This window comes from Pseudomonas sp. GW822-FHT01E03, from assembly GCF_058802985.1.
The window spans coordinates 91,484-113,999 of the sequence record NZ_JBXAOQ010000003.1; the positions used below are offsets into that span (position 1 = coordinate 91,484).

Sequence of the window (22,516 nt, forward strand, 5' to 3'; positions counted from 1 at the left end):
GGGGCTCATTGTCAGGCATGCACAGGCGTCTATGGCAAGTGTTTCAGGGCTGAAAGAGTGTGAGCTTTTTCTTCATAAGACGCTCGTGCAAGGTTCCAATCCTGTTCTAAGCTCTCTGTCGAGTTGTACATGGAAAAGGCCAAGGAGTTTGCATGGTGGTTCCCGGATTTAAAGTAGTCATGGCCTTGAGTGTCGTCACCCTGCTGACGGCTTGCGACGAGAAAAAACCCGTGCAGGAATACCTGCCACGGGTGTTCGTGCAAGTCGTCAAGCCGGCCGATTACGCGGTCCCGGTTACCCTCACCGGTGATATCCAGGCCCGGGTACAGACGGAGCTGTCTTTCCGCGTGGGTGGCAAGATCATCCAGCGCTCGGTCGACGTCGGTGATCGAGTGACCGCCAAGCAAGTGCTGGCCCGGCTCGACCCCAAGGATTTGCAGACCAATGTCGATTCGGCCCAGGCGCAAGTCGTCGCCGAACAGGCGCGGGTGACGCAAAGTGCGGCGGCGTTCGTGCGCCAGCAAAAATTGCTGCCCAAGGGTTACACCAGCCAGAGCGAATACGACTCGGCCCAGGCAACCTTGCACAGCAGCCAGAGCGCCCTGAGCGCTGCCAAGGCGCAGTTGGCCAATGCCAAGGATCAGTTGAGCTATACGGCGCTGATTGCCGATGCACCGGGGATCATTACCGAGCGCCAGGCGGAAGTCGGCCAGGTGGTGCAGGCGACGATGCCGATCTTCAGCCTGGCCCGTGACGGCGACCGGGATGCGGTGTTCAACGTCTACGAATCGCTGCTGGCCGAGAAGCCGAGAGATCACACCATTGTCCTCAGCCTGGTCGATAACCCTGCGATCAAAACCACTGGCACCGTACGCGAAATCACCCCGGCGGTGTCGGCGCAATCCGGAACCGTGCAGGTCAAGGTCGGCCTCGACAAACTGCCCGACGGCATGCAGTTGGGTTCGGTGGTGAGTGCCACGGCCAGCGGATCGGGCAAGTCGGTCATCGAGTTGCCGTGGTCGGCGCTGACCAAAAACATCAGTGCCCCCGCTGTCTGGATTGTCGACGACAAGGGCAAGGCCCAATTGCATTCAGTCACGGTCGGCCGCTACCTGACCGGCAAGGTCATCATCAGCGGCGGGTTGAAGGACGGGGACAAAGTCATCATCGCCGGCGGACAACTCTTGCACCCGGACATGGAAGTCGAAATTGCCGAAAACACTTACAAGGATCTGACGTGGGGAGCCAAGCCATGAAGCCTTTATGGGCGTTGTCCATCGGGCTGGTGCTGAGCGCCTGTTCCAAAAACGAACCGCCGCCGGCGCCGGTACGGCCGGTGTTGTCGATCAAGGTCCAGACCTTGAGCGAAGAGGACCTGGGCCGCTTCGCCGGCAGCATCCAGGCGCGCTATGAAAGCAATACCGGCTTCCGCGTGGGCGGGCGAATCGCCAGCCGTAACGTCGATGTCGGCGCCGAGGTGGAGAAGGGTACGCTGCTCGCTACCCTCGACCCTTCCGACCAGCAGAACCAATTGCGTTCGGCCCAGGGCGACCTGTCGAAAATTCAGGCGCAACTGATAAATGCCAAGGCCAGTGCCCTGCGTCAGCAAGCCTTGTTTGATCGTGGGGTCGGCGCGCAAGCGCAACTCGACGAGGCCAACACGGACCTCAAAACCACCCAGGCCTCCCTCGATCAGGCCCGGGCGGCCGTCAACCAGAGCAAGGACCAACTGGGCTACACCGAGCTGCGCGCCGACCATAAAGCCGTGGTCACCCAATGGAGCGCCGAGGCCGGGCAAGTGGTAACGGCCGGTCAGCAAGTGGTGACTCTGGCGCAACCGGACATCAAGGAAGCGGTGATCGACCTGCCCGATACCCTGGTCGATCAACTGCCCAGCGATGTGGTGTTTCTGGTCGCTGCGCAGCTGGATCCGAGCATCAACACCACCGCCATCATCCGTGAAATCGAACCTCAGGCTCAAAGCGCCACACGCACCCGTCGCGCCCGCCTGAGCCTGGCTGAAACACCAGATGGCTTTCGCCTCGGCACAGCCATCAGCGTCACCCTGAGCTCGGCGATCAAGCCGCGTATCGAGTTGCCTGTCACCGCGCTGCAGGAGGTCGATGGCAAGCCACGCATCTGGGTGATTGATGCACAGAGTAAAACCGTCTCCCCCCGTGACATCACCGTGATCAGCCGTACCGACAGCACCGTGGTGCTGGCTGGCGGCGTGAAGAACGGCGAGCGGGTGGTCAGTGCCGGTGTGAACAGCCTCAAGCCGGGGCAACAAGTGAAAATCGACGAGGACAGTCAATGAAAGGGCCTTTCAACCTCTCGGAATGGGCCCTCAAGCATCAGTCGTTCATCTGGTATCTGATGTTCGTCGCGTTGTTGATGGGTGTGTTCTCGTATTTCAACCTGGGGCGCGAAGAAGACCCTTCGTTCACCATCAAGACCATGGTGATCCAGAGCAAATGGCCGGGGGCGACCCAGGAGGAAACCCTCGAACAGATCACTGACAGGATCGAGAAGAAGCTCGAGGAGCTCGACTCCCTCGACTATGTGAAAAGCTACACGCGCCCCGGCGAATCGACGGTGTACGTGAACCTGCGCGACACCACCAGTGCCAAGGACATCCCGGAAATCTGGTACCAGGTGCGCAAGAAGATCAACGACATCAAATACCAATTCCCGCAAGGCATACAGGGGCCGTCGTTCAACGACGAGTTCGGTGACGTCTTCGGGTCGATCTACGCCTTCACCGCCGACGGCCTGACCATGCGTCAGTTGCGCGACTACGTGGAACAGGCCCGCATGGAAATTCGCGGCGTGCCGGGGCTGGGCAAGATCGAAATGGTCGGCCAGCAGGACGAAGTGCTGTACCTGAACTTCTCCACGCGCAAACTCGCTGCGCTGGGCATCGATCAGCGTCAGGTGGTGCAGAGCCTGCAAACCCAGAACTCCGTGACCCCGGCGGGTGTCATCGAGGCCGGGCCGGAGCGGATTTCGGTGCGCACTTCGGGGCAGTTCGCTTCGGAGAAAGACCTGGCCGAGGTCAACCTCAAGCTCAATGACCGCTTCTATCGTCTGGCCGACATTGCCGAAATCAGCCGCGGCTACGTCGATCCGGCCTCGCCGGAATTCCGCTTCAACGGCAAACCGGCCATCGGCCTGGCGATTGCCATGCAGAAGGGTGGCAACGTCCAGGCGTTCGGCAAGGCCCTGCACACCCGTATTGACCAGTTGACCGCCGACCTGCCGGTCGGTGTCGGCATTGACAACGTCTCCGACCAGGCCGTGGTGGTGGAGGAGGCCGTTGGCGGCTTTACCAGCGCGTTGTTCGAGGCGGTGGTGATCGTACTGTTGGTCAGCTTCGTCAGCCTTGGCGTGCGCGCCGGGCTGGTGGTGGCGTGCTCGATCCCGCTGGTGCTGGCGATGGTGTTCGTGTTCATGGAATACAGCGGCATCACCATGCAGCGGATTTCCCTCGGTGCACTGATCATCGCCCTCGGCCTGCTGGTGGACGATGCGATGATCACCGTGGAAATGATGGTCACGCGTCTGGAATTGGGCGAGACCAAGGAGCAGGCGGCGACCTTCGCCTACACCTCCACGGCGTTCCCGATGCTCACCGGCACGCTGGTGACGGTGGCGGGCTTCGTGCCGATCGGCTTGAACGCCAGCTCGGCCGGTGAATACACCTACACCCTGTTTGCGGTGATTGCCTGCGCGATGCTGGTGTCGTGGGTGGTGGCGGTATTGTTTGCGCCGGTGATCGGCGTGCACATTCTCAGTACCAACGTGAAACCCCATGAAGGCGAACCCGGGCGTATCGGCAAGGCGTTCAATGGCGGGCTGCTGTGGTGCATGCGCAATCGCTGGTGGGCTATTGGCATCACCGTACTGTGCTTTGTACTGGCGGTGTTCAGTATGCGCTACGTGCAGAACCAGTTCTTCCCGTCTTCGGATCGGCCGGAAATCCTGGTGGACCTGAACCTGCCGCAAAACGCCTCGATCGACGAAACCCGCCGGGCCGTCGATCGCCTTGAAGCCACGCTCAAGGACGATCCGGACATCGTGCGCTGGAGCACCTACGTCGGCCAGGGTGCCATCCGCTTCTATCTGCCACTGGACCAGCAACTGCAAAACCCGTTCTACGCGCAGTTGGTGATCGTCAGCAAAGGCCATACCCGTGAAGCCATGATGCAGAAGCTTCGCGAGCGCTTGCGCAACGACTTCGTCGGCATCGGCAGTTATGTCCAGGCACTGGAAATGGGCCCGCCGGTAGGGCGTCCGATCCAGTACCGGGTCAGCGGCAAGGACGTCGACCAGGTACGCCGACATGCCATCGACCTGGCCACTGAGCTGGACAAGAACCCGCACATTGGCGAGATCATCTACGACTGGAACGAACCGGGCAAAGTGCTGCGGATCGACATCGCCCAGGACAAGGCGCGGCAGTTGGGGTTGTCTTCGGAGGATGTGGCCAACCTGATGAACGGCATCGTCAGCGGCCAGTCGGTGACCCAGGTCGATGACGACATTTACCTGATCAACGTGGTCGGTCGCGCGGTGGATTCCGAACGCGGTACGCCGGAAACCCTGCAGAACCTGCAAATCGTCACGCCAAGCGGCACGTCGATTCCGCTGCTGGCGTTCGCCACGGTGCGCTACGAACTGGAGCAGCCGCTGGTGTGGCGTCGCGATCGCCTGCCGACCATCACCATCAAGGCGGCGATACGCGACGAGATCCAGCCGACGGACCTGGTGAAAATCCTCAAGCCGTCCATCGACGATTTCGCTGCCAAATTGCCGGCGGGCTACAAGGTCGCCACCGGTGGTACGGTGGAGGAAAGCGGCAAGGCCCAGGGACCGATTGCCAAGGTTGTGCCGCTGATGCTGTTCTTGATGGCGACCTTCCTGATGATCCAGCTGCACAGCGTGCAGAAGCTGTTCCTGGTGGCCAGCGTTGCGCCGCTGGGGCTGATCGGCGTGGTGATCGCGCTGGTGCCGACAGGCACGCCCATGGGCTTCGTGGCGATCCTCGGGATTCTGGCGCTGATCGGTATCATCATTCGCAACTCGGTGATCCTGGTGACCCAGATCGAGGAATACGAACTGAAGGGCTATGCGCCGTGGGATGCAGTGGTGCAGGCCACCGAACATCGGCGCCGGCCGATCCTGCTGACCGCGGCGGCGGCGAGCATGGGGATGATCCCGATTGCCCGGGAAGTGTTCTGGGGGCCGATGGCCTACGCGATGATCGGCGGGATCGTCATCGCCACCTTGCTGACGCTGCTGTTTTTGCCGGCGCTGTATGTGGCCTGGTACAAGATTCGCGAGCCGAAGAAAGACGCTGTTTAAAAAGCGAGCGCTTCGCGCTCATCGCGAGCAAGCTCGCTCCCACAGGTTGACCGCAATCCACTGTGGGAGCGAGCTTGCTCGCGATGGCGTCCGAATGGGCTACACAGCTTTACGCCAGACACTCGCCAACCAAGGCTGTTGCTCCCGCGGCAGCCCTGTCGGCCGGTAGTAATGCTCCAGCTCCACAAACCCCGCCTCGATCAACAAATGCTGCCAGGCCGCCAGGTCGTGATACGACCCATAACGCGGCCCGTTCCAGCCTTCCTGATTCTCGCCACGGGGATTGGAACTGAACAACACCCCACCCGGTTTCAGCGCTCCCCACAACTGCTTCAACACCCGTGGTAATTCCTGACGCGGAACATGAAACAGCACCGCGTTGGCAAAGATCCCGTCGAAACGCTCGGCCGGCAGATCAAGCTTCAAAAAGTCCTGCTGCCAGACCTCGCAACCGCTGTCCTCACTGGCCATCTGCGCGAGTTTTTCCGAACCGTCGAGGCCGACAGCCTTGTGGCCCATACGGGTGAAGGTTTGCAAATCCCGACCCGGCCCGCAGCCGAAATCGAGAATGTCGAAAGGCGCATCGCCCTGAATGTGCCGCAGCAGGGCATCGATGTTCTGGCTGACGTCGTGATCGCGGGTGCCTTCACGGAAGTCTTCGGCCACTGCGTTGTAATGGCCGAGGGTCGTGGAGGTGATCTGTTCGAGGTCGTCAGGTGTTTGCTTCATGGTCGGCTGCGCGGGCAAGTGGGATGGGTCGAATATACGCCATCATGCCGGGGGCTGCTTCGCAGCCCATCGCGAGCAAGCTCGCTCCCACAATGATTCGCGCCGTGCACAAATTTGGTCTGCACTGAGGATCAACTGTGGGAGCGAGCTTGCTCGCGATGGCGTTGGTACTGACAACAGATGGCTCAGCCCTTTTTCATCCCCAGACATTCAATGGAGTGATCCACCATCGCCTTGGCAATCTCCAGCAAATGCCAGATCGAGTACACCATCGCACGGTCGGCGCCCTTGAGTTGATCGCCACACTGATACGCCGTGACTGAAGCACAGCGCAGCAGGTCGGCAACATACAACTGAGTGTCTTCAAAACTCACGTCTTTGCTGACGTTGTAGAAGCGCATTTCATCGGGCGGTGCGGGTTGCTTGCCGGTGAGGTAGAAATCGATGGCCCGATAAAGCACGGAGCGATCCCTGAGCGGGTCTTCGGTGATGGTTTCGTTGTCGGGATTTTCGGGAGGTGGATCGGGTACGGATTTTTCCATGAGTGTTGCTCCTATTGCTGCATGGGAGCCATCACTTATCGCCTACTAAACGATTGGGTGGCGGCTGTACGCAGGTTAGTAGGCCGGTCAATAGGAAAACCGGTGCACCCGAAGGTGCCCCACGCACAGCCACCATATTCTGCATGCGGCAAAATTTGCCGGACATGAGCATGGAATCGCTATGCGCCTATTGTTCCGGGCTACTAAACCCGATCACTGATGAGCAGTGACGAACCGAGACTAGCCACCGGTTTTGGCAGGCGCAAGCGAGCGAAATGATCTAGGAAATGTCCTGCAAAGGAAAGGGAATAGGCCTGCGGAACGGCTGATTTCCCTGTACGAAAACTTCCCTGTCAGGGGTGGTGATCACCTGTGGTGAGGGGGCTTGCCCCCGTTGGGGTGCGAAGCGCCCCCATAACCATGCAATGAAGTATGTCAGAAACAACGAGTACACCGGTTTTGCGACTGCTGCGCAGTCGAACGGGGGCAAGCCCCCTCGCCACAAAGGGTGTTCGCAACGTGCTTAGCGCTTGTTGAGGCCCCGCGCCAACCGATCCCCACCCAGCTGAATCACCGCCACCAACGCCACCAGCAACACAATCACCGTCAACATGATCTGGCTATCAAACCGCTGATACCCATACCGATAGGCAATGTCCCCCAGTCCACCGGCGCCAATCGCCCCGGCCATGGCCGAGGAGTTGATCATCGTCACCAGGGTGATGGTGAACCCGCCAACAATCCCCGGCAGCGCTTCCGGCAACAACACATGCCAGACGATGTGCCAGCGCCGGCAGCCCATGGCTTGCGCCGCTTCGACCAAGCCGTGGTCGACCTCGCGCAAGCTGACTTCGGCAATGCGCGCAAAGAAAGGCGTAGCGGCGATGGTCAACGGCACCACCGCGGCCCACACGCCGTAAGTGGTGCCGACGATGAGCCGGGTGAACGGAATCAAAGCGACCATCAGGATCAGGAAAGGCACCGAGCGGAACAAGTTCACGAATGCGCCCAAAGCGCGGTTCAGCGCTGGCGCTTCGTAGATGCCGCCCTTGGAACTGGTGACCAGGATCACTGCCAGCGGAATGCCCGCCAACAGCGCGATCAATGACGACACGCCGACCATCAGGAAGGTGTCGATAAAGCCCTGCAGCAGGCGATCAAACCACATAACCCAGTACCTCCACCTGTTGCGCCCAATGAGAGGCGCGCTGACACAACTCCTCGGCATCGAGGGACGAGCCGGTCACCGCCAGTAGCAGTTGCCCAAGCGCATGGCCCTGAATCCGTTCCACGCCACCTTGCAGCAATCGCACGCGGCCTCCGAGGGCGCTGAACAGTGCCGCCAGATCCGGTTCGTCGCGTTGGCTGCCGGTGAACTGCAAGCGCAGGACCACAGCGGCGTCGCAGGCACTCGATTGCGCCAACAGACGGCTTTGCAGTTCTTGCGGCAATGCGTGTTGCAACGGCGCCAGCAATGTCTTGCTGACCTCATGTTGTGGATTGCCGAACACTTCCCAGACCGGGCCTTGCTCGACGATTCTCCCGTGCTCCAGCACCACCACCCGATCACAGATTTCACGGATCACCGCCATCTCGTGGGTGATCAGCACAATGGTCAGGCCCAGGCGTTGATTGATCTCGCGCAGCAGGCCGAGAATCGACTGCGTAGTCTCCGGGTCCAGTGCCGAGGTGGCTTCGTCACACAGCAAAATTTCCGGGTCATGCACCAGTGCCCGGGCAATGCCCACGCGCTGTTTCTGCCCGCCGGACAACTGCGCCGGGTAAGCCTTGTGTTTGGCTTGCAAGCCGACCAGTTCCAGCAGTTCACGGACTTTGCGCTCGCGTTGTTCCTTGGGCACGCCAGCGACTTTCAAAGGCAGTTCGACGTTCTGCCAAACGGTCTTGGCCGACATCAGGTTGAAGTGCTGGAAGATCATGCCGATGCGCCGACGCAGCGCCACCAGTCGGTCTTCGTCGAACTCGCCGATGTCCACTTGATCGATCAGCACCCGACCGCTGCTTGGCTGTTCCAGGCGATTGATGGTGCGGATCAGCGACGACTTGCCGGCGCCGCTGCGGCCGATGATGCCGAACACTTCGCCGCGCTGGATCGCCAGGTCGATGCCGTGCAACGCGGCCACCGGTCCTTGCTGGCCGTTGTAGGTTTTACCCAGGCCGATGAAGCGTACGTGGGCATGGTTGAGTTCGGGATGCAGCTCAGTGCGCTCTGCGCTTTGCGGCTCTGGAATCTCCAGTCGCCGTTGGATGGCGGCGGTCATGCTCAGCTTTCCCAGCCGGCTTGATAGAGCTTGCCGTGGGCTTTATCCAGTGCGGCGCGCACAGCCGGTGAGTGCTGGTAGATGTCGACGAACTTGATCAGGCGCGGGTCGGTTTTGCTCTTGGGCTGGATCACGAACTGAATCACGTATTCCTTGTGATCGAGGCCATCGAACAGCAGCGCGGAGCCCGCGTCGAAGGTTTTCGACAAGCGAATGTAGGCCGGGTAGCCCTGCACCAGATCGGCATCGTCATAGGCACGTACCAGTTGCACGGCTTCGACCTGGAGGATCTTGATGTGCTTCGGGTTGGCGATGATGTCTTCTTCGGTGGCCTTGTAGCCGACGCCGGGCTTGAGGGTGATCAGACCGGCCTTGGCCAGCAGCTGCAAGCCACGACCGCTGTTGATCGGATCGTTGGCGATGGCCACGCTGGCGCCTTGGGGCAGTTCGTCGAAGCTTTTGTATTTCTTCGAGTAGAGGCCGACGTTGTTGATGATCCCCGGTGCGAACGGCACCAGATCGAAACCTGATGCTGCCTTGGCGTTTTCCAGGAACGGGATGTGCTGGAAGTAGTTCACGTCGATGTCGCCAGCGGCGAGGCTGACGTTCGGTGCGATCCAGTCGGTGAACTCCACCAGTTCGACCTTCAGGCCTTGTTTGCCGGCTTCTTCGACCGCTGCTTCCAGGGGGATGGCGAAGGCGGCGGTAGTGCCGATTTTCAGCGGGGCGTCGGCGGCGAAGGTCACCGAGCTGAACAGGCCGAGGGCCAGGGCCAGTGCTTTGACTGGGTGGGAGAGGTAGTTCTTTTTCATGATGAGTTATCCAGTCAGTGCATTAAGTTTGTGGTGTCTGTTCGGGCCTCTTCGCGAGCAAGCTCGCTCCCACAGTGGATCTCGGGTGTTCACACAATCCCTGTGGGAGCGAGCTTGCTCGCGATGCTTTTAGCGTCGGTAAGTCGAGCCGGTATGTTGCTCAGGCAGATGCGCCTCCCGCTGAAACAGCTTTTCGCGCAAGGTCCCGTCGTCGTACGCGGTCTTGTAAGAGCCCCGCCGTTGCAACTCGGGGATCACCAGCTCGATGAAGTCCTCATAGCTTTCCGGCGTGACGATGCGGGTCAGGTTGAAGCCATCCAGCCCGGTCTCGGCGATCCACGATTCCAGTTCATCCGCCACTTGCAGCGGTGAACCGACCACGGTGATGTAGCGACCGCCGAGGGCGTGTTGTTCGAGTAATTTGCGTCGGGTCCAGTCGTTGTTTTGCAGATGCTTGGTGGCAGACTGGATGGCGTTGCTTTTCACGTACTGGATTGGCTCGTCGATTTCGTACTGAGAAAAATCGATCCCGGTGGACGCCGAAAAGTGCGCCACGCCGGCCTCGGCACTGGCGTAGCTCAGGTACTCGGCGTGCTTGGCCCAGGCCAGCTCTTCGGTGGCGCCAACGATCACGTTCAGGCCCATGAACACCTTGATGTCCTCGGGATTGCGCCCGGCCTCGACGGCGCTGGCGCGCACCTTGTCCACCTGCGCCTTGGTCGATGCCTTGGTCTGGCCACTGATGAACACGCACTCGGCATGTCGCCCGGCGAACAGCAAACCGCGATCCGAGCTGCCGGCCTGGAACAGTACCGGCGTGCGCTGGGGCGAGGGTTCACACAGGTGATAACCCTCGACCTGATAGAACTCGCCCTTGTGCTCGACCTTGTGCACTTTGTCCGGCTGCGCGTAGATCCGTTGCCGTGGATCGTTGAGCACCGCGCCGTTTTCCCAACTGCCTTCCAGGAGTTTGTAAAGCACCTCCAGGTACTCATCGGCCTGGTCATAACGACGGTCATGCTCGACCTGTTCGCTCAGGCCCATGGCCTTGGCGGCGCTGTCGAGATAGCCGGTGACGATGTTCCAGCCGACCCGCCCACGGCTCAGGTGATCCAGGGTCGACAGGCGGCGGGCGAACAGATACGGCGCTTCGTAGGTGAGGTTGGCGGTCAGGCCGAAACCGAGGTTTTTCGTCACCGCCGCCATGGCCGAGACCAGCAGCAGCGGATCGTTGACCGGCAACTGGATCGACTCTTTCAACGGCACGTCCACCGAGTTCTGGTAGACGTCGTAGACCCCGACGATGTCGGCGATGAACAGGCCGTCGAACAGCCCGCGCTCCAGCAACTGCGCCAGTTCGGTCCAGTACTCGAGGGTGTTGTAGCGGGTTGATGTGTCGCGCGGGTGCGTCCACAAACCGTGGTTGATGTGCCCGATGCAGTTCATGTTGAACGCGTTGAGCAGGATCTTCTTTTTCGCGGCGGCCATCAAATGGTCCCCCGCAGTGGCGGGTTTTCATCGTTGAGGTAGTAATTGCCGACAGCGTGGTACTTCCAGCGCACCGGATCGTGCAGGGTGTGCACCCGGGCGTTGCGCCAGTGGCGATCCAGGCTGTGCTCAATCAGGGTCGCCTGGCTGCCGGCCAGTTCGAACAGTGTGCTGCCGGCGGCCAGGGAGATTTCGGTGCTGAGGGCGCGTGCTTCGGCGACGGCAATCGAGGCGGCCGCGACGGTCTCGGCCTGCGTGTCGGCCTGGGCCTTGTCGAGCAATTCACCGGCACGTTCCAGCAGCGCCTCGGCGGCGTGCAGGCGAATGCTCAGGTGGCCGAAGCTCTTGAGGGTCAGCGGATCGTCCGTGGCTTTTTCGTGGGTGGCGTCGATCCAGGGCCGGGTTTTCGTGCGCACGAAATGCAGCGCATCTTCATACGCGGCGCGGGCGATGCCGGTGTCGATGGCGGCATGGAGAATCTGCGCCAGCGGGCCGACCGGAGTCGGGCGCTCGAAAGCGCTTTGAAAGGGGATCACATCTTCGGCTGCGACGTAGACATCTTCGAACACCACCGAACCGCTGCCGGTGGTGCGCTGGCCAAAGCCGCTCCAGTCGTCGATCACGCTCAGGCCCTTGCTGTTGCGCGGGACGAACGCCAGTTGCTGCACGCCGTTTTCATCCACCACCGAGGTGGGAATGCGCTGGGCGTAGATCGCGCCCGTGGCGTAGAACTTGCGACCATTGATGCGATAGCCGCTACCGTCGCGAGTCAGGCTGGTGACGCGATCGTGTGCGGTTTTAGTGCCGAGTTCGGCCAACGCATTGCCGAAGCGTTGACCGGCCAAAACCTCGGCGTACAGGCGTTGCTTCTGCTCGTGGCTGCCGTTCACCCGCAGTACTTCGAGGGCATAGAAATGGTTCTGCGGGATCTGCCCCAGGGAGCCGTCGGCCCGGGCGATCAAGGCGATGACCTTGGCCAGGGTGACGTTGGAAACGCCGGCGCCGCCATACTCTTTTGGCACGCTGATGCCCCACAGGCCCGATCGGGAAAACACTTCCAGTTCCGGGTGTGGCAAGCGGCGCTCGCGGTCGCGTGTGGCGCTGTCGCGTTTGAAGTCTTCGGCGAGGTCGCTGGCGACGATCAGAGCTTGTTCATCGCTGGCGATGACCGCGACGTGGTGAGAACTTGTCATATGTTTCTCCAGATGTCTGGTCGTCAGATCCAGGAATGGCGATTAGGCAGCGTGCCGTTGAGGCGATAGGCGCCGACCGCGTGATACTTCCAGCGCACCGGGTCGTGCAGGGTGTGCACCCGGGCGTTGCGCCAGTGACGGTCGAGGTTGAATTCGGCGAGGGTCGCGCGGCTGCCGGCCAGTTCGAGCAGCTTTTCGCTGGCCAGCAACGAAATCTCGGTGGTCAGCACTTTGGCTTCGGCCACGGCAATCGAGGCGCGGGCGGCGGACTCGGCGGTGAGTGGTGCGGCGCTGACGTCATCGAGCACTTGCCCGGCCTTGCGCAGCAGTGCTTCGGCGGCGTGCAGTTCGATTTTCAACCTGCCGATATCGGCGATCACGTACAGGTCATCACTGGCCCGCTCGACCTTGGCGTCGATCCATGGCCGGGCGCGGGTTTTCACGAAGTCGATGGCGTCGTCGATGGCGCCTCGGGCGATGCCAGCGTCGATGGCCGCTTGAATCAGCTGCGAGACGGCACCCTGGATGTTCGGCGTGTCGTTGATCCGCCAGTTATCCACCACCAGTTCGGGATCGGCCTGCACGTTGTTGAGCAAAATCGTGCCGCTGGCGGTGGTGCGCTGACCAAAACCGGACCAGTCATCGACAATGCGCAATCCCGGTGTGCCACGACGGATGAACGCCAGCACCTGCTTGCCATCGTCGTTCAGCGCTTTGACCGCGACCCAATGAGCGAACAGTGCGCCGGTGGAATAGAACTTCTGGCCATTGAGGACGCCGTCAGCGGTGATGCGCGCCTTCAGTTCCAGGGTGTTTTTGGTGCCGCGTTCCGGCCCGGCATTGCCGATGCGCCAGCCTTCCAGGACGCTTTTGAACAGTTGTTGTTTCTGCGCTTCGGTGGCGCTGCCGAGCACCAGGTTAAGAATGCCGAACTGGTTTTGCGGGATCTGCCCAAGCGCCGGGTCGGCGGCGGAAATGATCGCGAAGACCTCGGCCAGGGTGACGAACGAAACCTGCGGGCCACCGTACTCGCGGGGGATGGAAATACTGCCCAGGCCGCTGCGGGTGAACTGCTCGATTTCCGACCATGGGAGCTTGCGCTGCTGGTCTCGTTTGGCTGCTTGCTGGCGGGCGACTTGCGCCAGTTCGTGGGCCGCCTTGATGGCTTGAGCGTCGTTGCGCAAGATTTGTGCGGGCAACAACAGCGGGGCGATGTCCAGGTCACTCTGGACGATTGCATCTGCCAGACTGGACATCAGTGCCGCTCCTTGGCTGCACGCAATGCCCTGGCGATCTGCACTGGGGTGATTGTGTTCCGGACCATACCTACCTCACATCTTATGGAAGCGCCGCTTGTGGCGGCGCATGAAAACAAGGATGTCCGGTGGTCCGGTGTATATACCCTAAACGTGTATAAATATTTTATGAACTAACTTTTAGGAATATGTATAGAAGGGTGTTCTCGAGGGAGAGCGCAATCCCTGTGGCGAGGGGGCTTGCCCCCGTTCGACTGCGCAGCAGTCGTAAGTTCTGTAAACGTGGTTCATATGACGCAACGCGGTGGCAGAAATGGGGGGCGCTGCGCACCCCAACGGGGGCAAGCCCCCTCGCCACAGAAGCGGTATTCATTGCTTGCGGGATTCGGCGGCCTTGAGCACTTTTTTCGGGGGGACTTTCAGATAAGGATTGGCGCAACCGATTTTCAGCGTACGGGCCGGCGCCCAGCGGGAGTTGTTTCCAACCCGGTCGAGAATGCAGTACGTCACTTCCAACCGCAGGTCTTCGCCGGCTTCGAGGATGATGGCCGGCGGTATCCAGACCTGAATCGGCTGACCCACATCGGCGGCCTTGAGCCGTGGCAAATCCATGCGCACATCGCCCCAGCGCAGGGTGATTTCGTCGTCGACGGCCATGTTCAGATACGGCTCGATGGTCAAGGGAACACCGCGCTTGACCTGGCTCGGATTGACCCCTTGACGGCGAATCGCCTCGGGAATGCTCACCGGTGCCAGGCACTGGTTTTCATCGCCGCACAGTGCGGAGGGTTGGCCGCCTGGGCAGTCGAGTTTGATCTGCACGTTTCGGCTGGCCGAAATCACCGGGTCTCGACCCACCTGCATGACCCGGTAGTGAATGCGCGAGGTCCCGTTGGCGACAAAACTTTCAGGCACCCGCAGCTGCACCGGTTGGCCGACAGCGCTGGCCGTCAGCACGCGGGAGGCCACGTAGCAGTTGTCCCAGAACAGTTCGATCAGGTCACCTTCGTCCATGGCGGGGTAGGGCGCCACATCGATCAGCAGGTGCGCCGCGCAAGTGACGTTGATGCCGGTCTTGTTGGATTGCGCCAAGGTCGGGGCCACAAGCGCGGATTTGTTCGAGGTGCTTTTCATGAAGTCTCCTTGAAGTCTTGCAGCGAAGTCCGTTTCTGGGAATTCAAAAACTAAATATCGAACAGCAAAACCATTCATTATTTTTAATTGAAATAATGAGTTTGGCGTGAAGAGTGATGTTGGTCGGAGACTAGATAAGAGTCAGGGGGAGCAAGTGTCAATAAGATTTATTAGTTGTGGGTGATGCGTGATGTTATTCAGAAAGTTCCTACGGCGCAAAGTAAGTAAACCATGCCGCTGCGTCGAATTTGTCCGCTGAAAGTGGCTGAAGTCGGGCGGCTCGGCGGGCGTTGTTGGCCAGGTGCTGCGAAAGGAACATGGTGGAGATAGGGGGGTTAATTGTTGCGATGCATATATATGTACCTCGCGCGCGTACAAAATATGTATATGGAATAGATGGGTTTAGTTTGGTATTGATGAGGTGTTTTTTCGGGGGTGTCACTTCCGTCCATGGAAGATGACCATTGTTGAGCAGGGTTGTTAGTTGTGGGCGTTATTCAGGAACTTGCTGAGAAACTGTTTTGTCCGCTCCTCTTTCGGGTTGGCAAACAATGCCTTCGCTTCGCCTTGCTCGACGATCACACCCTTGTCGAAAAACACCACACGGTTGGCCACGTCCCGGGCAAAGCCCATTTCGTGGGTAACGATCACCATGGTGCGCTTCTCTTCGGCCAGGCCGCGGATGGTCGCCAATACCTCGCCCACCAGCTCCGGGTCGAGGGCCGAGGTCGGCTCATCGAACAGGATCACTTCCGGCTCCATCGCCAGCGCCCGGGCAATCGCCACGCGCTGTTGCTGGCCACCGGAGAGGCGACGCGGGTAAGCGTCCTCCTTGCCCGCCAGGCCGACCTTGGCCAAGAGCTTCTTACCCAGGGCAACGGCGTCGGCATGTGGGGTCTTCTTGACCACGATCGGGCCTTCGATGACGTTTTCCAGGGCGGTGCGATGGGGGAACAGGTTGAAGTTCTGGAACACGAAACCTACGTGCTGGCGCAAACGCCGCACCAGGCTCTGCTGCTGGTTCAGGGGACGGCTGGTATCGACCTCGATATCGCCGACCTTGATCCGGCCGCTGGTGGGTTCTTCCAGAAAATTCAGGCAGCGCAGGAAGGTGGTCTTGCCCGAACCGCTAGGGCCGATGATCGCGACCACCTCGCCTTCCTTGACCTCAAGATCGATGCCGTTGAGCACGACTTGACCCTTGAACTGCTTTGTCAGTTTTTCCACGACAATCATCGGGTCAGGACTCCTGGTCGTGCCGATTGACCCGCGCTTCCAGCTGGTTCTGCAGGTGCGACAGCACCGTGGCCAGGACCCAGTAGATCAGTGCGGCGGCAAGATACATGGTGAAGATTTCGAAGGTGCGGGCGGTGATCAGCTGCGCCTGACGGAACAGTTCCGGCACCTGGATGGTAGCGGCCAGCGCGGTGTCCTTGACCAGCGAAATGAAGCTGTTGCCCAGTGGCGGCAATGCGGTGCGCATCGCCTGCGGCAGGATGGCCCGGCGCAGAGTCTGCGCGCGGGTCATGCCGATACTGGCAGCCGCTTCCCACTGGCCGCGCTCGATGGAGCTGATCGCGGCACGCAGGATTTCACAGGCGTAGGCGGCCATGTTCAGCGAGAAGCCGATCAGGGCCGCTGGCAGCGGATCCAGTTCCAGACCCAATTGCGGCAAGCCGTAATAGATCACGAACAGTTGCACCAGCAACGGCGTGCCGCGAAAGAACGACACGTAGATGCGGGCGATCCAGCTCACCAGTTTGAAGCGCGACAGGCGCATCAGCGCCAGACCGAACCCCATCACCAGGCCGAAGAACATCCCGCCCAGGCTGAGGATGACCGTGTAATACGCGCCCTTGAGCAGAAAGGGCGCGGAGTCCAGTGCGAGTTGAAAAGCTTCTTCCATTATTGAGTGACGTCAGCGCTGAAGTATTTTTCCGAAAGCTTTTTCAGCGTACCGTCGGCGCGCAGCTTGTCGATGGCTTTGTTCACAGCTGCCAGCAGCTCAGGCTCGCCTTTGCGCAGGGCAATACCGGCTTCCTGACGGGAGAACGCATCACCGGCGGCGGTGGTGTCCTTGGCTTTCTTGGCGTATTCCAGCGCGGCCAGGCGGTCGATCAGAATGGCGTCGATGCGGCCGACACGCAGATCCTGGAACTTGGTCGGATCATCTTCGTAGGTGCGGACGTCAGCCTTAGGCACATTTTCTTTCACCCACTGCTCGTAGTTGGTGCCCAGGCCTACGCCGACTTTCTTGCCAGACAGGTCAGCGGCGGACTTGATGTTCAGCTCGGCGGCCTTCTTCGTCAGCACCAGCGCCTGAATACCGGAAACGGTGTACGGCTCGGAGAAGTCATACTTCTTCTTGCGCTCTTCGGAGATGGTCACCTGGTTGATCACTGCGTCCAGACGCTTGGATTCCAGGGCCGCGAGGATGCCGTCCCATTTGGTCGGTTGCAGCTTGACCTTCACGCCCAGCTCTTTGGCCAGGGCTTCGGAGAACTCGACTTCGAAGCCGGCCAGTTTGCCATCGGCGTCGACGAAACTGAACGGTGGGTAGGTGCCTTCCAGGCCGACGTTGATCACGCCTTTGTCCTTGATTTGTTGCAGTTGCTCACCGGCAACCGCCTGGCCAATCAGGCCGGCGCTCAGTGCCAGGCCCAGCGAACCCACCAGCAGATTGCGACGTAGTGCGGAAAAATTCATGACAAGCCCCTGTGTTTTCTTATGGAAGACGCTTTTGCGAAAATTTGGCGAAATCGGGAATTAAGCGACAGCGCTATCCTGCCTTAAAGCAGCGTATGCGTCTCTCGGGAAATTCGCCTGTAGCATGACTATATGATGGCGTTTTTAGATTGGAAAATAATAATTAATCTTCTGGTTATTCCATTTTGGAATGGCTTGCGTTTTTACTGTAGGAGCGAGCTTGCTCGCGATGGACGACAGGGCACCGCGGGGTGTCAGGTTGCCAGCGTTATCGTTGACGACCATCGCGAGCAAGCTCGCTCCTACAGGAAATCCTTGTAGGCAAACAGCGCCGGTGCCCCGCCGGTGTGCAGGAAGATAATCGGCCCCTCGTTGAAACGCTGACGGCCGATACCGTCCAGCAAGCCCGCCATGGCCTTGCCAGTGTAGACCGGGTCCAGCAGCAAGCCTTCCTGACTCGCCAGCAGCTTCACCGCTGCCAGTGTGCCGGCATTCGGCTCGCCATAACGCGGAGCGAAATACTCATCCCACAACTCGACCTTGAAAGCCTCCGGCAGGCTGACGCCCAGCAACTCGGCGGTGCGTTCGGCCAGACCTTGAACCTTTGGTCGCTGATCTGCATCGCTGCGCGAAACCGTCACGCCAATCACTGGCAGATCCGGCAGCGCTTCACTCAAGGCCAGTGCCAGGCCGCTGTGGGTACCGGCGCTGCCCGAGGCCAGGACCACGGCGGCGAACTTCAGGCCGGTGTCTTTGATCTGCTCGGCCAGTTCCAGCCCGGCGCGTACGTAACCCAGGGCGCCCAAGGCATTGGAACCACCGATCGGCACCAGGTACGGCTTCTTGCCGTTGCTGCACAGTCGGTTGGCCAGGGCTTGCAGTTGCTCGTCGGCGTTGTCGAGGTTTTCCACCAGTTCGACTTTGGCATCGAACAGGTCGAGCAGCAGGCGGTTGCCGTTGCCGGTGTAATTGCTGTCGTCAGTACCGAGAGGATTTTCCAGAAGGGCTACGCAGCCCAGACCCAACTTTGCGGCAATGGCAGCTGTCTGGCGCACGTGGTTCGACTGCAGAGCCCCCGCGGTGATCAAGGTGTCGGCACCCTGGGCCAAGGCATCGGCGGCCAGGTATTCGAGTTTGCGCAGCTTGTTGCCGCCCATCGCCAACGGCGTCAGGTCATCGCGCTTGACGTACAGGTCGCGGCCCAGCCAGGTCGACTGGCGTTCGAGTTTTTCCAGGGCGGTGGGCTGACCGAGCAGGTCGAGGCGGTTAAAGCGGGCGAGCTGTTGTTTGATCATGAGTCCGTACTGGCGGTTGAAGATCTCAGGACTATAGGCACGCCCAAAAGCTGGGGCAACCGCCAATCGCTTATAGCCAATCGAACTGAGCACAGCACTATTGGTTCTTAATTTGCCTCGCGACCCTTGCCGTAAAGTAATCGCCGTCAGTGCGGCCAGACAGTCCGGCCGCCCGTGAGGAGTTTTTACCGTGAGTGAGCGTTCCAGCCATTGGCAATTGCAGACCATCGTCAGCCAGCTGCGCACGGCGCGTGAACAGTGGCGTGCACAAAACGGCCGGGCCAGCGGCGAGCAGGGCGGTCGCGAATTGCCGTCCCGCGCAGCCATGGCGGAGATTCTCGAAGCGCTGTGCGGTGCGTTGTTCCCGATGCGCCTGGGGCCGGTTGACCTGCGCGAAGAGAGCGAAGATTTCTACGTCGGCCACACCCTCGATGTGGCGCTGAATGCGCTGTTGGCCCAAGCGCGGCTCGAATTGCGCTACGCCGCGCGCCACAGTGCCCAGGCCGAGACTGAAGTCGAAGCCAAAACCATCCAGATCATTCAGGACTTCGCCCTCGCGTTGCCAGGGTTGCGCAGCCTGTTGGACACTGACGTATTGGCTGCCTATCACGGTGACCCGGCGGCGCGCAGTGTCGATGAAGTGCTGTTGTGCTACCCGGGGATTCTGGCGGTGATTCACCATCGTCTGGCCCACCATTTGTATCGCGCCGGGTTGCCGCTGCTGGCGCGGATCAGCGCGGAAATCGCTCACTCGGCCACCGGCATCGACATTCACCCTGGAGCGCAGATCGGCCGCAGTTTCTTCATCGACCACGGGACGGGTGTGGTGATTGGCGAAACCGCGATCATCGGCGAGCGCGTGCGGATCTATCAGGCGGTGACTTTGGGCGCCAAGCGCTTCCCGGCGGACGAAGACGGTCAGTTGCAGAAAGGCCAGCCACGACACCCGATAGTCGAGGATGACGTGGTGATTTATGCCGGGGCGACGATTCTGGGGCGGATCACCATCGGCCAGGGTTCGACCATCGGCGGCAACGTCTGGCTGACCCGCAGCGTGCCGGCGGGCAGCAACCTGACCCAGGCAAATCTGCAGCATGATGATGGGGCGCAGAAGTAGGCCTCTAAATCTCCACTGATTTCTCAGGCCTCATCGCGAGCAAGCTCGCTCCCACAGGGGGACGCGGTCAACTGTGGGAGCGAGCGTGCTCGCGATTGGATTTCAAGCCGAATCGAACCAGTGGCCCTGATCTGATCCTGCGCCGAACCCTCCCTTGAGCTAGCGTAATACCAGTACCGCCGAGCCCTGCGATTAGTCCTTAGCCCCCTATCCATGTTTAACTTGAACGTTCATTCAAGTTAAACCGGCGGTTCGCTGCCCGCTCACAACAGGAGGCTTGCCTTTGCTGAGTCCGATTTCTACAGCCACGTTTTACCCCTTCGAGGTGCACCGAACATGAGTGCATCGTCCATCCCTCCAAGCGGCCTGATCCGCATGAATCCGCCGGTGTTCTGGTTCTCGGCAAGCTTCATTCTGTTGTTTGGTGTCGTTGTCATCGCCATGCCCGAGCAGGCCGGTGCCTGGTTGCTGGCGGCGCAAAACTGGGCGGCCAACACGGTTGGCTGGTATTACCTGCTGGCGATGACCCTGTATCTGGTCTTCGTGGTGGTCACCGCCTTGTCCGGCTACGGCAAGATCAAGCTCGGTGCCGACCACGACGAACCCGAATTCAGTTATTTGTCCTGGGCCGGCATGCTGTTCGCCGCCGGGATCAGCATCACCCTGTTTTTCTTCTGTGTGTCCGAGCCGCTGACCCACATGCTGCAACCGCCCCAGGGCGAGGCCGGTACGGCAGATGCTGCGCGCCAGGCGATGCAGATTCTGTTTCTGCACTGGGGCCTGCATGGCTGGGGCGTGTTCGCCTTTGTCGGCATGGCGCTGGCCTACTTTGCCTACCGGCATAACCTGCCACTGGCCCTGCGCTCGGCGCTGTATCCGCTGATCGGCAAGCGCATCAATGGCCCCATCGGCTACGCGGTGGATGGCTTCGGCATCATCGCCACGGTGTTCGGCCTCGGTGCCGATATGGGCTTCGGTGTGTTGCACCTCAACTCGGGCCTGGACTACCTGTTCGGCATTGCCCACACCCAATGGGTTCAGGTCGGCCTGATCACCTTGATGATGGGCGCTGCGATCATCGTTGCCGTATCCGGCGTCGACAAGGGTGTGCGGGTCATGTCCGACATCAACATGCTGCTGGCCTGTGCGCTGCTGCTGTTCGTGCTGTTCGCCGGCCCCACGCAGCACCTGCTCAACACCCTGATCCAGAACCTTGGCGATTACCTCGGCGCCTTGCCGATGAAGAGTTTCGACCTCTACGCCTACGACAAACCCAGCGACTGGCTGGGCGGCTGGACAGTGTTCTACTGGGCCTGGTGGATAGCATGGTCACCGTTCGTGGGCCTGTTCATCGCTCGGATTTCCCGTGGTCGCACCATCCGCGAGTTCGTCTTCGGCGTGCTGTTGATTCCGCTCGGCTTCACCCTGGCGTGGATGTCGATCTTCGGCAACAGCGCCATCGATCAAGTGCTCAACCACGGCATGAGCGCGCTCGGCATGTCGGCCATCGACAATCCGTCGATGACGCTCTACCTGTTGCTGGAAACCTACCCGTGGAGCAAAACCGTCATTGCGGTCACGGTGTTCATCAGCTTCGTGTTTTTCGTCACCTCCGCCGACTCCGGCACCGTGGTGCTGTCGACGCTGTCCGCCAAGGGCGGCAATCCTGATGAAGACGGGCCGAAATGGCTGCGGGTTTTCTGGGGCGCGATGACCGCATTGGTGACCAGCGCGCTACTGTTTTCCGGCAGTATCGATGCGTTGAAGTCGGCGGTGGTCCTGACCTCGTTGCCGTTCTCGCTGATCTTGCTGTTGATGATGTGGGGGCTGCACAAGGCGTTTTATCTGGAATCGCAGAAGCAGATTGCGCAGATGCATTCCTTGGCACCGGTGTCCGGTTCACGGCGGGGCGGTTGGCGCCAGCGCCTGAGTCAGGCGGTGCATTTCCCGTCGCGGGATGAGGTCTACCGTTTCCTCGATACGACGGTGCGTCCGGCGATTGAAGAAGTGTCTGCCGTGTTCACCGAAAAGGGTTTGCACGTAGCGACACACCCGGACCCGGCCAATGACAGCGTCAGCCTGGAAATCGGCCATGGCGACCAGCATCCGTTCGTTTATCAGGTGCAGATGCGCGGCTATTTCACGCCATCGTTTGCCCGTGGCGGCATGGGTTCCAAGCAACTCAACAATCGCCGCTACTACCGGGCCGAAGTGCATTTGAGCGAGGGCAGTCAGGATTACGATCTGGTGGGCTACTCCAAGGAACAGATCATCAACGACATCCTCGACCAGTACGAACGGCACATGCAGTTCCTGCATCTGGTGCGTTGATCAAGGCCTTCACGTTTCGGAGGTCAACACCATGAACAACACCAGCGCCGCCACCGGGACCCCGAACACGGCGCTACCGACCACCAGTTCGCTGCTCAATGGCTGGCCGGCATGCACTATGCCGACTGCGCCATTGATTAGCGTCAGTGCCAGCCACAGCAGGATAAAACTGTAGGCCAGGGTCTGGCGGGTGAAGCCGACTTTCTCGCCGATGTAGAGCATCAGCGCCAGGAGAATCAGGCCGAAGGTGATGATGATGGTGGTGTGCAT

Annotated in this window: 19 protein-coding genes; 5 read left to right on the plus strand and 14 right to left on the minus strand. The window is 60.4% G+C overall.

The annotated features are described in order from the left end of the window. The first annotated feature begins 152 nt into the window (after nt 1-152). Genes AC1RP7_RS06525 through AC1RP7_RS06535 form a run of 3 tightly spaced genes read left to right on the plus strand, consistent with a single transcriptional unit; the run spans nt 153 to nt 5,364 of the window. Nucleotides 153-1,256: an efflux RND transporter periplasmic adaptor subunit gene (locus tag AC1RP7_RS06525; RefSeq protein ID WP_057712492.1), complete on the plus strand. Its 1,104-nt coding sequence runs from the start codon at nt 153-155 to the stop codon at nt 1,254-1,256. Beyond that, the gene (locus AC1RP7_RS06530) at nt 1,253-2,317 is read left to right on the plus strand and encodes an efflux RND transporter periplasmic adaptor subunit (protein WP_349734803.1); all 1,065 of its coding nucleotides are present in this window, start codon (nt 1,253-1,255) and stop codon (nt 2,315-2,317) included. The genes AC1RP7_RS06525 and AC1RP7_RS06530 overlap by 4 nt, the downstream gene beginning before the upstream one ends. Further along, on the plus strand, nt 2,314-5,364 hold the full coding sequence (locus AC1RP7_RS06535) for an efflux RND transporter permease subunit (RefSeq protein WP_057712490.1): 3,051 nt from the start codon (nt 2,314-2,316) through the stop codon (nt 5,362-5,364). The genes AC1RP7_RS06530 and AC1RP7_RS06535 overlap by 4 nt, the downstream gene beginning before the upstream one ends. A gap of 99 nt (nt 5,365-5,463) precedes the next feature. Here AC1RP7_RS06535 and AC1RP7_RS06540 read toward each other — a convergent pair whose 3' ends face one another. From AC1RP7_RS06540 to AC1RP7_RS06600, 13 genes are all read right to left on the minus strand, one after another. After that, the gene (locus AC1RP7_RS06540; RefSeq protein WP_493181489.1) at nt 5,464-6,093 is read right to left on the minus strand and encodes a class I SAM-dependent methyltransferase; all 630 of its coding nucleotides are present in this window, start codon (nt 6,091-6,093) and stop codon (nt 5,464-5,466) included. A 185-nt stretch (nt 6,094-6,278) separates the two neighbouring features. Next, complete coding sequence (locus AC1RP7_RS06545; protein ID WP_493181490.1) at nt 6,279-6,635, minus strand: DUF6124 family protein; 357 nt, start codon at nt 6,633-6,635, stop codon at nt 6,279-6,281. Between the two features lie 523 nt (nt 6,636-7,158). Further along, nucleotides 7,159-7,803 carry a methionine ABC transporter permease gene (locus tag AC1RP7_RS06550; protein WP_057712488.1) on the minus strand — a complete coding sequence of 215 codons (645 nt, stop codon included), beginning with the start codon at nt 7,801-7,803 and terminating at the stop codon, nt 7,159-7,161. Then, nucleotides 7,793-8,914 carry a methionine ABC transporter ATP-binding protein gene (locus AC1RP7_RS06555; RefSeq protein WP_493181491.1) on the minus strand — a complete coding sequence of 374 codons (1,122 nt, stop codon included), beginning with the start codon at nt 8,912-8,914 and terminating at the stop codon, nt 7,793-7,795. The genes AC1RP7_RS06550 and AC1RP7_RS06555 overlap by 11 nt, the downstream gene beginning before the upstream one ends. A gap of 2 nt (nt 8,915-8,916) precedes the next feature. After that, nucleotides 8,917-9,726 carry a MetQ/NlpA family ABC transporter substrate-binding protein gene (locus tag AC1RP7_RS06560; protein ID WP_057712486.1) on the minus strand — a complete coding sequence of 270 codons (810 nt, stop codon included), beginning with the start codon at nt 9,724-9,726 and terminating at the stop codon, nt 8,917-8,919. Between the two features lie 129 nt (nt 9,727-9,855). Beyond that, nucleotides 9,856-11,214 (minus strand): LLM class flavin-dependent oxidoreductase, encoded by a 1,359-nt coding sequence (locus tag AC1RP7_RS06565; RefSeq protein WP_493181492.1) that lies wholly within the window; start codon nt 11,212-11,214, stop codon nt 9,856-9,858. Beyond that, nucleotides 11,214-12,407, minus strand: coding sequence for an SfnB family sulfur acquisition oxidoreductase (locus AC1RP7_RS06570; RefSeq protein ID WP_493181493.1), 1,194 nt, complete (start codon nt 12,405-12,407; stop codon nt 11,214-11,216). Before AC1RP7_RS06570 ends, AC1RP7_RS06565 begins: the two co-directional genes overlap by 1 nt. Nucleotides 12,408-12,430: 23 nt before the next feature. Continuing rightward, nucleotides 12,431-13,663, minus strand: a complete 1,233-nt coding sequence (locus AC1RP7_RS06575; protein WP_057712483.1) for an SfnB family sulfur acquisition oxidoreductase — start codon at nt 13,661-13,663, stop codon at nt 12,431-12,433. A 369-nt stretch (nt 13,664-14,032) separates the two neighbouring features. Continuing rightward, nucleotides 14,033-14,797 carry a hypothetical protein gene (locus AC1RP7_RS06580; protein ID WP_493181494.1) on the minus strand — a complete coding sequence of 255 codons (765 nt, stop codon included), beginning with the start codon at nt 14,795-14,797 and terminating at the stop codon, nt 14,033-14,035. A gap of 480 nt (nt 14,798-15,277) precedes the next feature. Continuing rightward, a complete protein-coding gene (gene tcyN / locus AC1RP7_RS06585) occupies nt 15,278-16,033 on the minus strand; it encodes an L-cystine ABC transporter ATP-binding protein TcyN (RefSeq protein WP_108216113.1) in 756 nt (251 codons plus the stop codon). 4 nt (nt 16,034-16,037) lie between these two features. Continuing rightward, nucleotides 16,038-16,703 carry a cystine ABC transporter permease gene (gene tcyL, locus AC1RP7_RS06590; protein WP_007983131.1) on the minus strand — a complete coding sequence of 222 codons (666 nt, stop codon included), beginning with the start codon at nt 16,701-16,703 and terminating at the stop codon, nt 16,038-16,040. After that, nucleotides 16,703-17,503: a cystine ABC transporter substrate-binding protein gene (gene tcyJ, locus AC1RP7_RS06595; protein ID WP_090452489.1), complete on the minus strand. Its 801-nt coding sequence runs from the start codon at nt 17,501-17,503 to the stop codon at nt 16,703-16,705. The genes tcyL and tcyJ overlap by 1 nt, the downstream gene beginning before the upstream one ends. Nucleotides 17,504-17,805: 302 nt before the next feature. Then, entirely contained in the window at nt 17,806-18,798 is a 993-nt protein-coding gene (locus tag AC1RP7_RS06600; RefSeq protein WP_493181495.1) for a D-cysteine desulfhydrase, read from the minus strand. A gap of 190 nt (nt 18,799-18,988) precedes the next feature. Here AC1RP7_RS06600 and epsC point away from each other — a divergent pair, with 190 nt between their 5' ends. After that, nucleotides 18,989-19,915 (plus strand): serine O-acetyltransferase EpsC, encoded by a 927-nt coding sequence (gene epsC, locus AC1RP7_RS06605; RefSeq protein ID WP_090452493.1) that lies wholly within the window; start codon nt 18,989-18,991, stop codon nt 19,913-19,915. 375 nt (nt 19,916-20,290) lie between these two features. Further along, nucleotides 20,291-22,246 (plus strand): choline transporter BetT, encoded by a 1,956-nt coding sequence (gene betT / locus AC1RP7_RS06610; protein ID WP_191626061.1) that lies wholly within the window; start codon nt 20,291-20,293, stop codon nt 22,244-22,246. A 9-nt stretch (nt 22,247-22,255) separates the two neighbouring features. Here betT and AC1RP7_RS06615 read toward each other — a convergent pair whose 3' ends face one another. Further along, nucleotides 22,256-22,516: a hypothetical protein gene (locus AC1RP7_RS06615; RefSeq protein WP_090452496.1), complete on the minus strand. Its 261-nt coding sequence runs from the start codon at nt 22,514-22,516 to the stop codon at nt 22,256-22,258.

Bases quoted from the DNA above. Each gene is read 5' to 3' on its own strand.
- AC1RP7_RS06565 (WP_493181492.1), bottom strand. From the start codon at position 11,214: ATGGCCGCCGCGAAAAAGAAGATCCTGCTCAACGCGTTCAACATGAAC.
- AC1RP7_RS06530 (WP_349734803.1), top strand. From the start codon at position 1,253: ATGAAGCCTTTATGGGCGTTGTCCATCGGGCTGGTGCTGAGCGCCTGT.
- tcyL (WP_007983131.1), bottom strand. From the start codon at position 16,703: ATGGAAGAAGCTTTTCAACTCGCACTGGACTCCGCGCCCTTTCTGCTC.
- tcyJ (WP_090452489.1), bottom strand. From the start codon at position 17,503: ATGAATTTTTCCGCACTACGTCGCAATCTGCTGGTGGGTTCGCTGGGC.
- AC1RP7_RS06545 (WP_493181490.1), bottom strand. From the start codon at position 6,635: ATGGAAAAATCCGTACCCGATCCACCTCCCGAAAATCCCGACAACGAA.
- betT (WP_191626061.1), top strand. From the start codon at position 20,291: ATGAATCCGCCGGTGTTCTGGTTCTCGGCAAGCTTCATTCTGTTGTTT.
- AC1RP7_RS06575 (WP_057712483.1), bottom strand. From the start codon at position 13,663: ATGTCCAGTCTGGCAGATGCAATCGTCCAGAGTGACCTGGACATCGCC.
- AC1RP7_RS06615 (WP_090452496.1), bottom strand. From the start codon at position 22,516: ATGCACACCACCATCATCATCACCTTCGGCCTGATTCTCCTGGCGCTG.
- AC1RP7_RS06580 (WP_493181494.1), bottom strand. From the start codon at position 14,797: ATGAAAAGCACCTCGAACAAATCCGCGCTTGTGGCCCCGACCTTGGCG.
- AC1RP7_RS06560 (WP_057712486.1), bottom strand. From the start codon at position 9,726: ATGAAAAAGAACTACCTCTCCCACCCAGTCAAAGCACTGGCCCTGGCC.
- AC1RP7_RS06555 (WP_493181491.1), bottom strand. From the start codon at position 8,914: ATGACCGCCGCCATCCAACGGCGACTGGAGATTCCAGAGCCGCAAAGC.
- AC1RP7_RS06525 (WP_057712492.1), top strand. From the start codon at position 153: ATGGTGGTTCCCGGATTTAAAGTAGTCATGGCCTTGAGTGTCGTCACC.
- AC1RP7_RS06600 (WP_493181495.1), bottom strand. From the start codon at position 18,798: ATGATCAAACAACAGCTCGCCCGCTTTAACCGCCTCGACCTGCTCGGT.
- AC1RP7_RS06540 (WP_493181489.1), bottom strand. From the start codon at position 6,093: ATGAAGCAAACACCTGACGACCTCGAACAGATCACCTCCACGACCCTC.
- AC1RP7_RS06550 (WP_057712488.1), bottom strand. From the start codon at position 7,803: ATGTGGTTTGATCGCCTGCTGCAGGGCTTTATCGACACCTTCCTGATG.
- tcyN (WP_108216113.1), bottom strand. From the start codon at position 16,033: ATGATTGTCGTGGAAAAACTGACAAAGCAGTTCAAGGGTCAAGTCGTG.
- AC1RP7_RS06570 (WP_493181493.1), bottom strand. From the start codon at position 12,407: ATGACAAGTTCTCACCACGTCGCGGTCATCGCCAGCGATGAACAAGCT.
- AC1RP7_RS06535 (WP_057712490.1), top strand. From the start codon at position 2,314: ATGAAAGGGCCTTTCAACCTCTCGGAATGGGCCCTCAAGCATCAGTCG.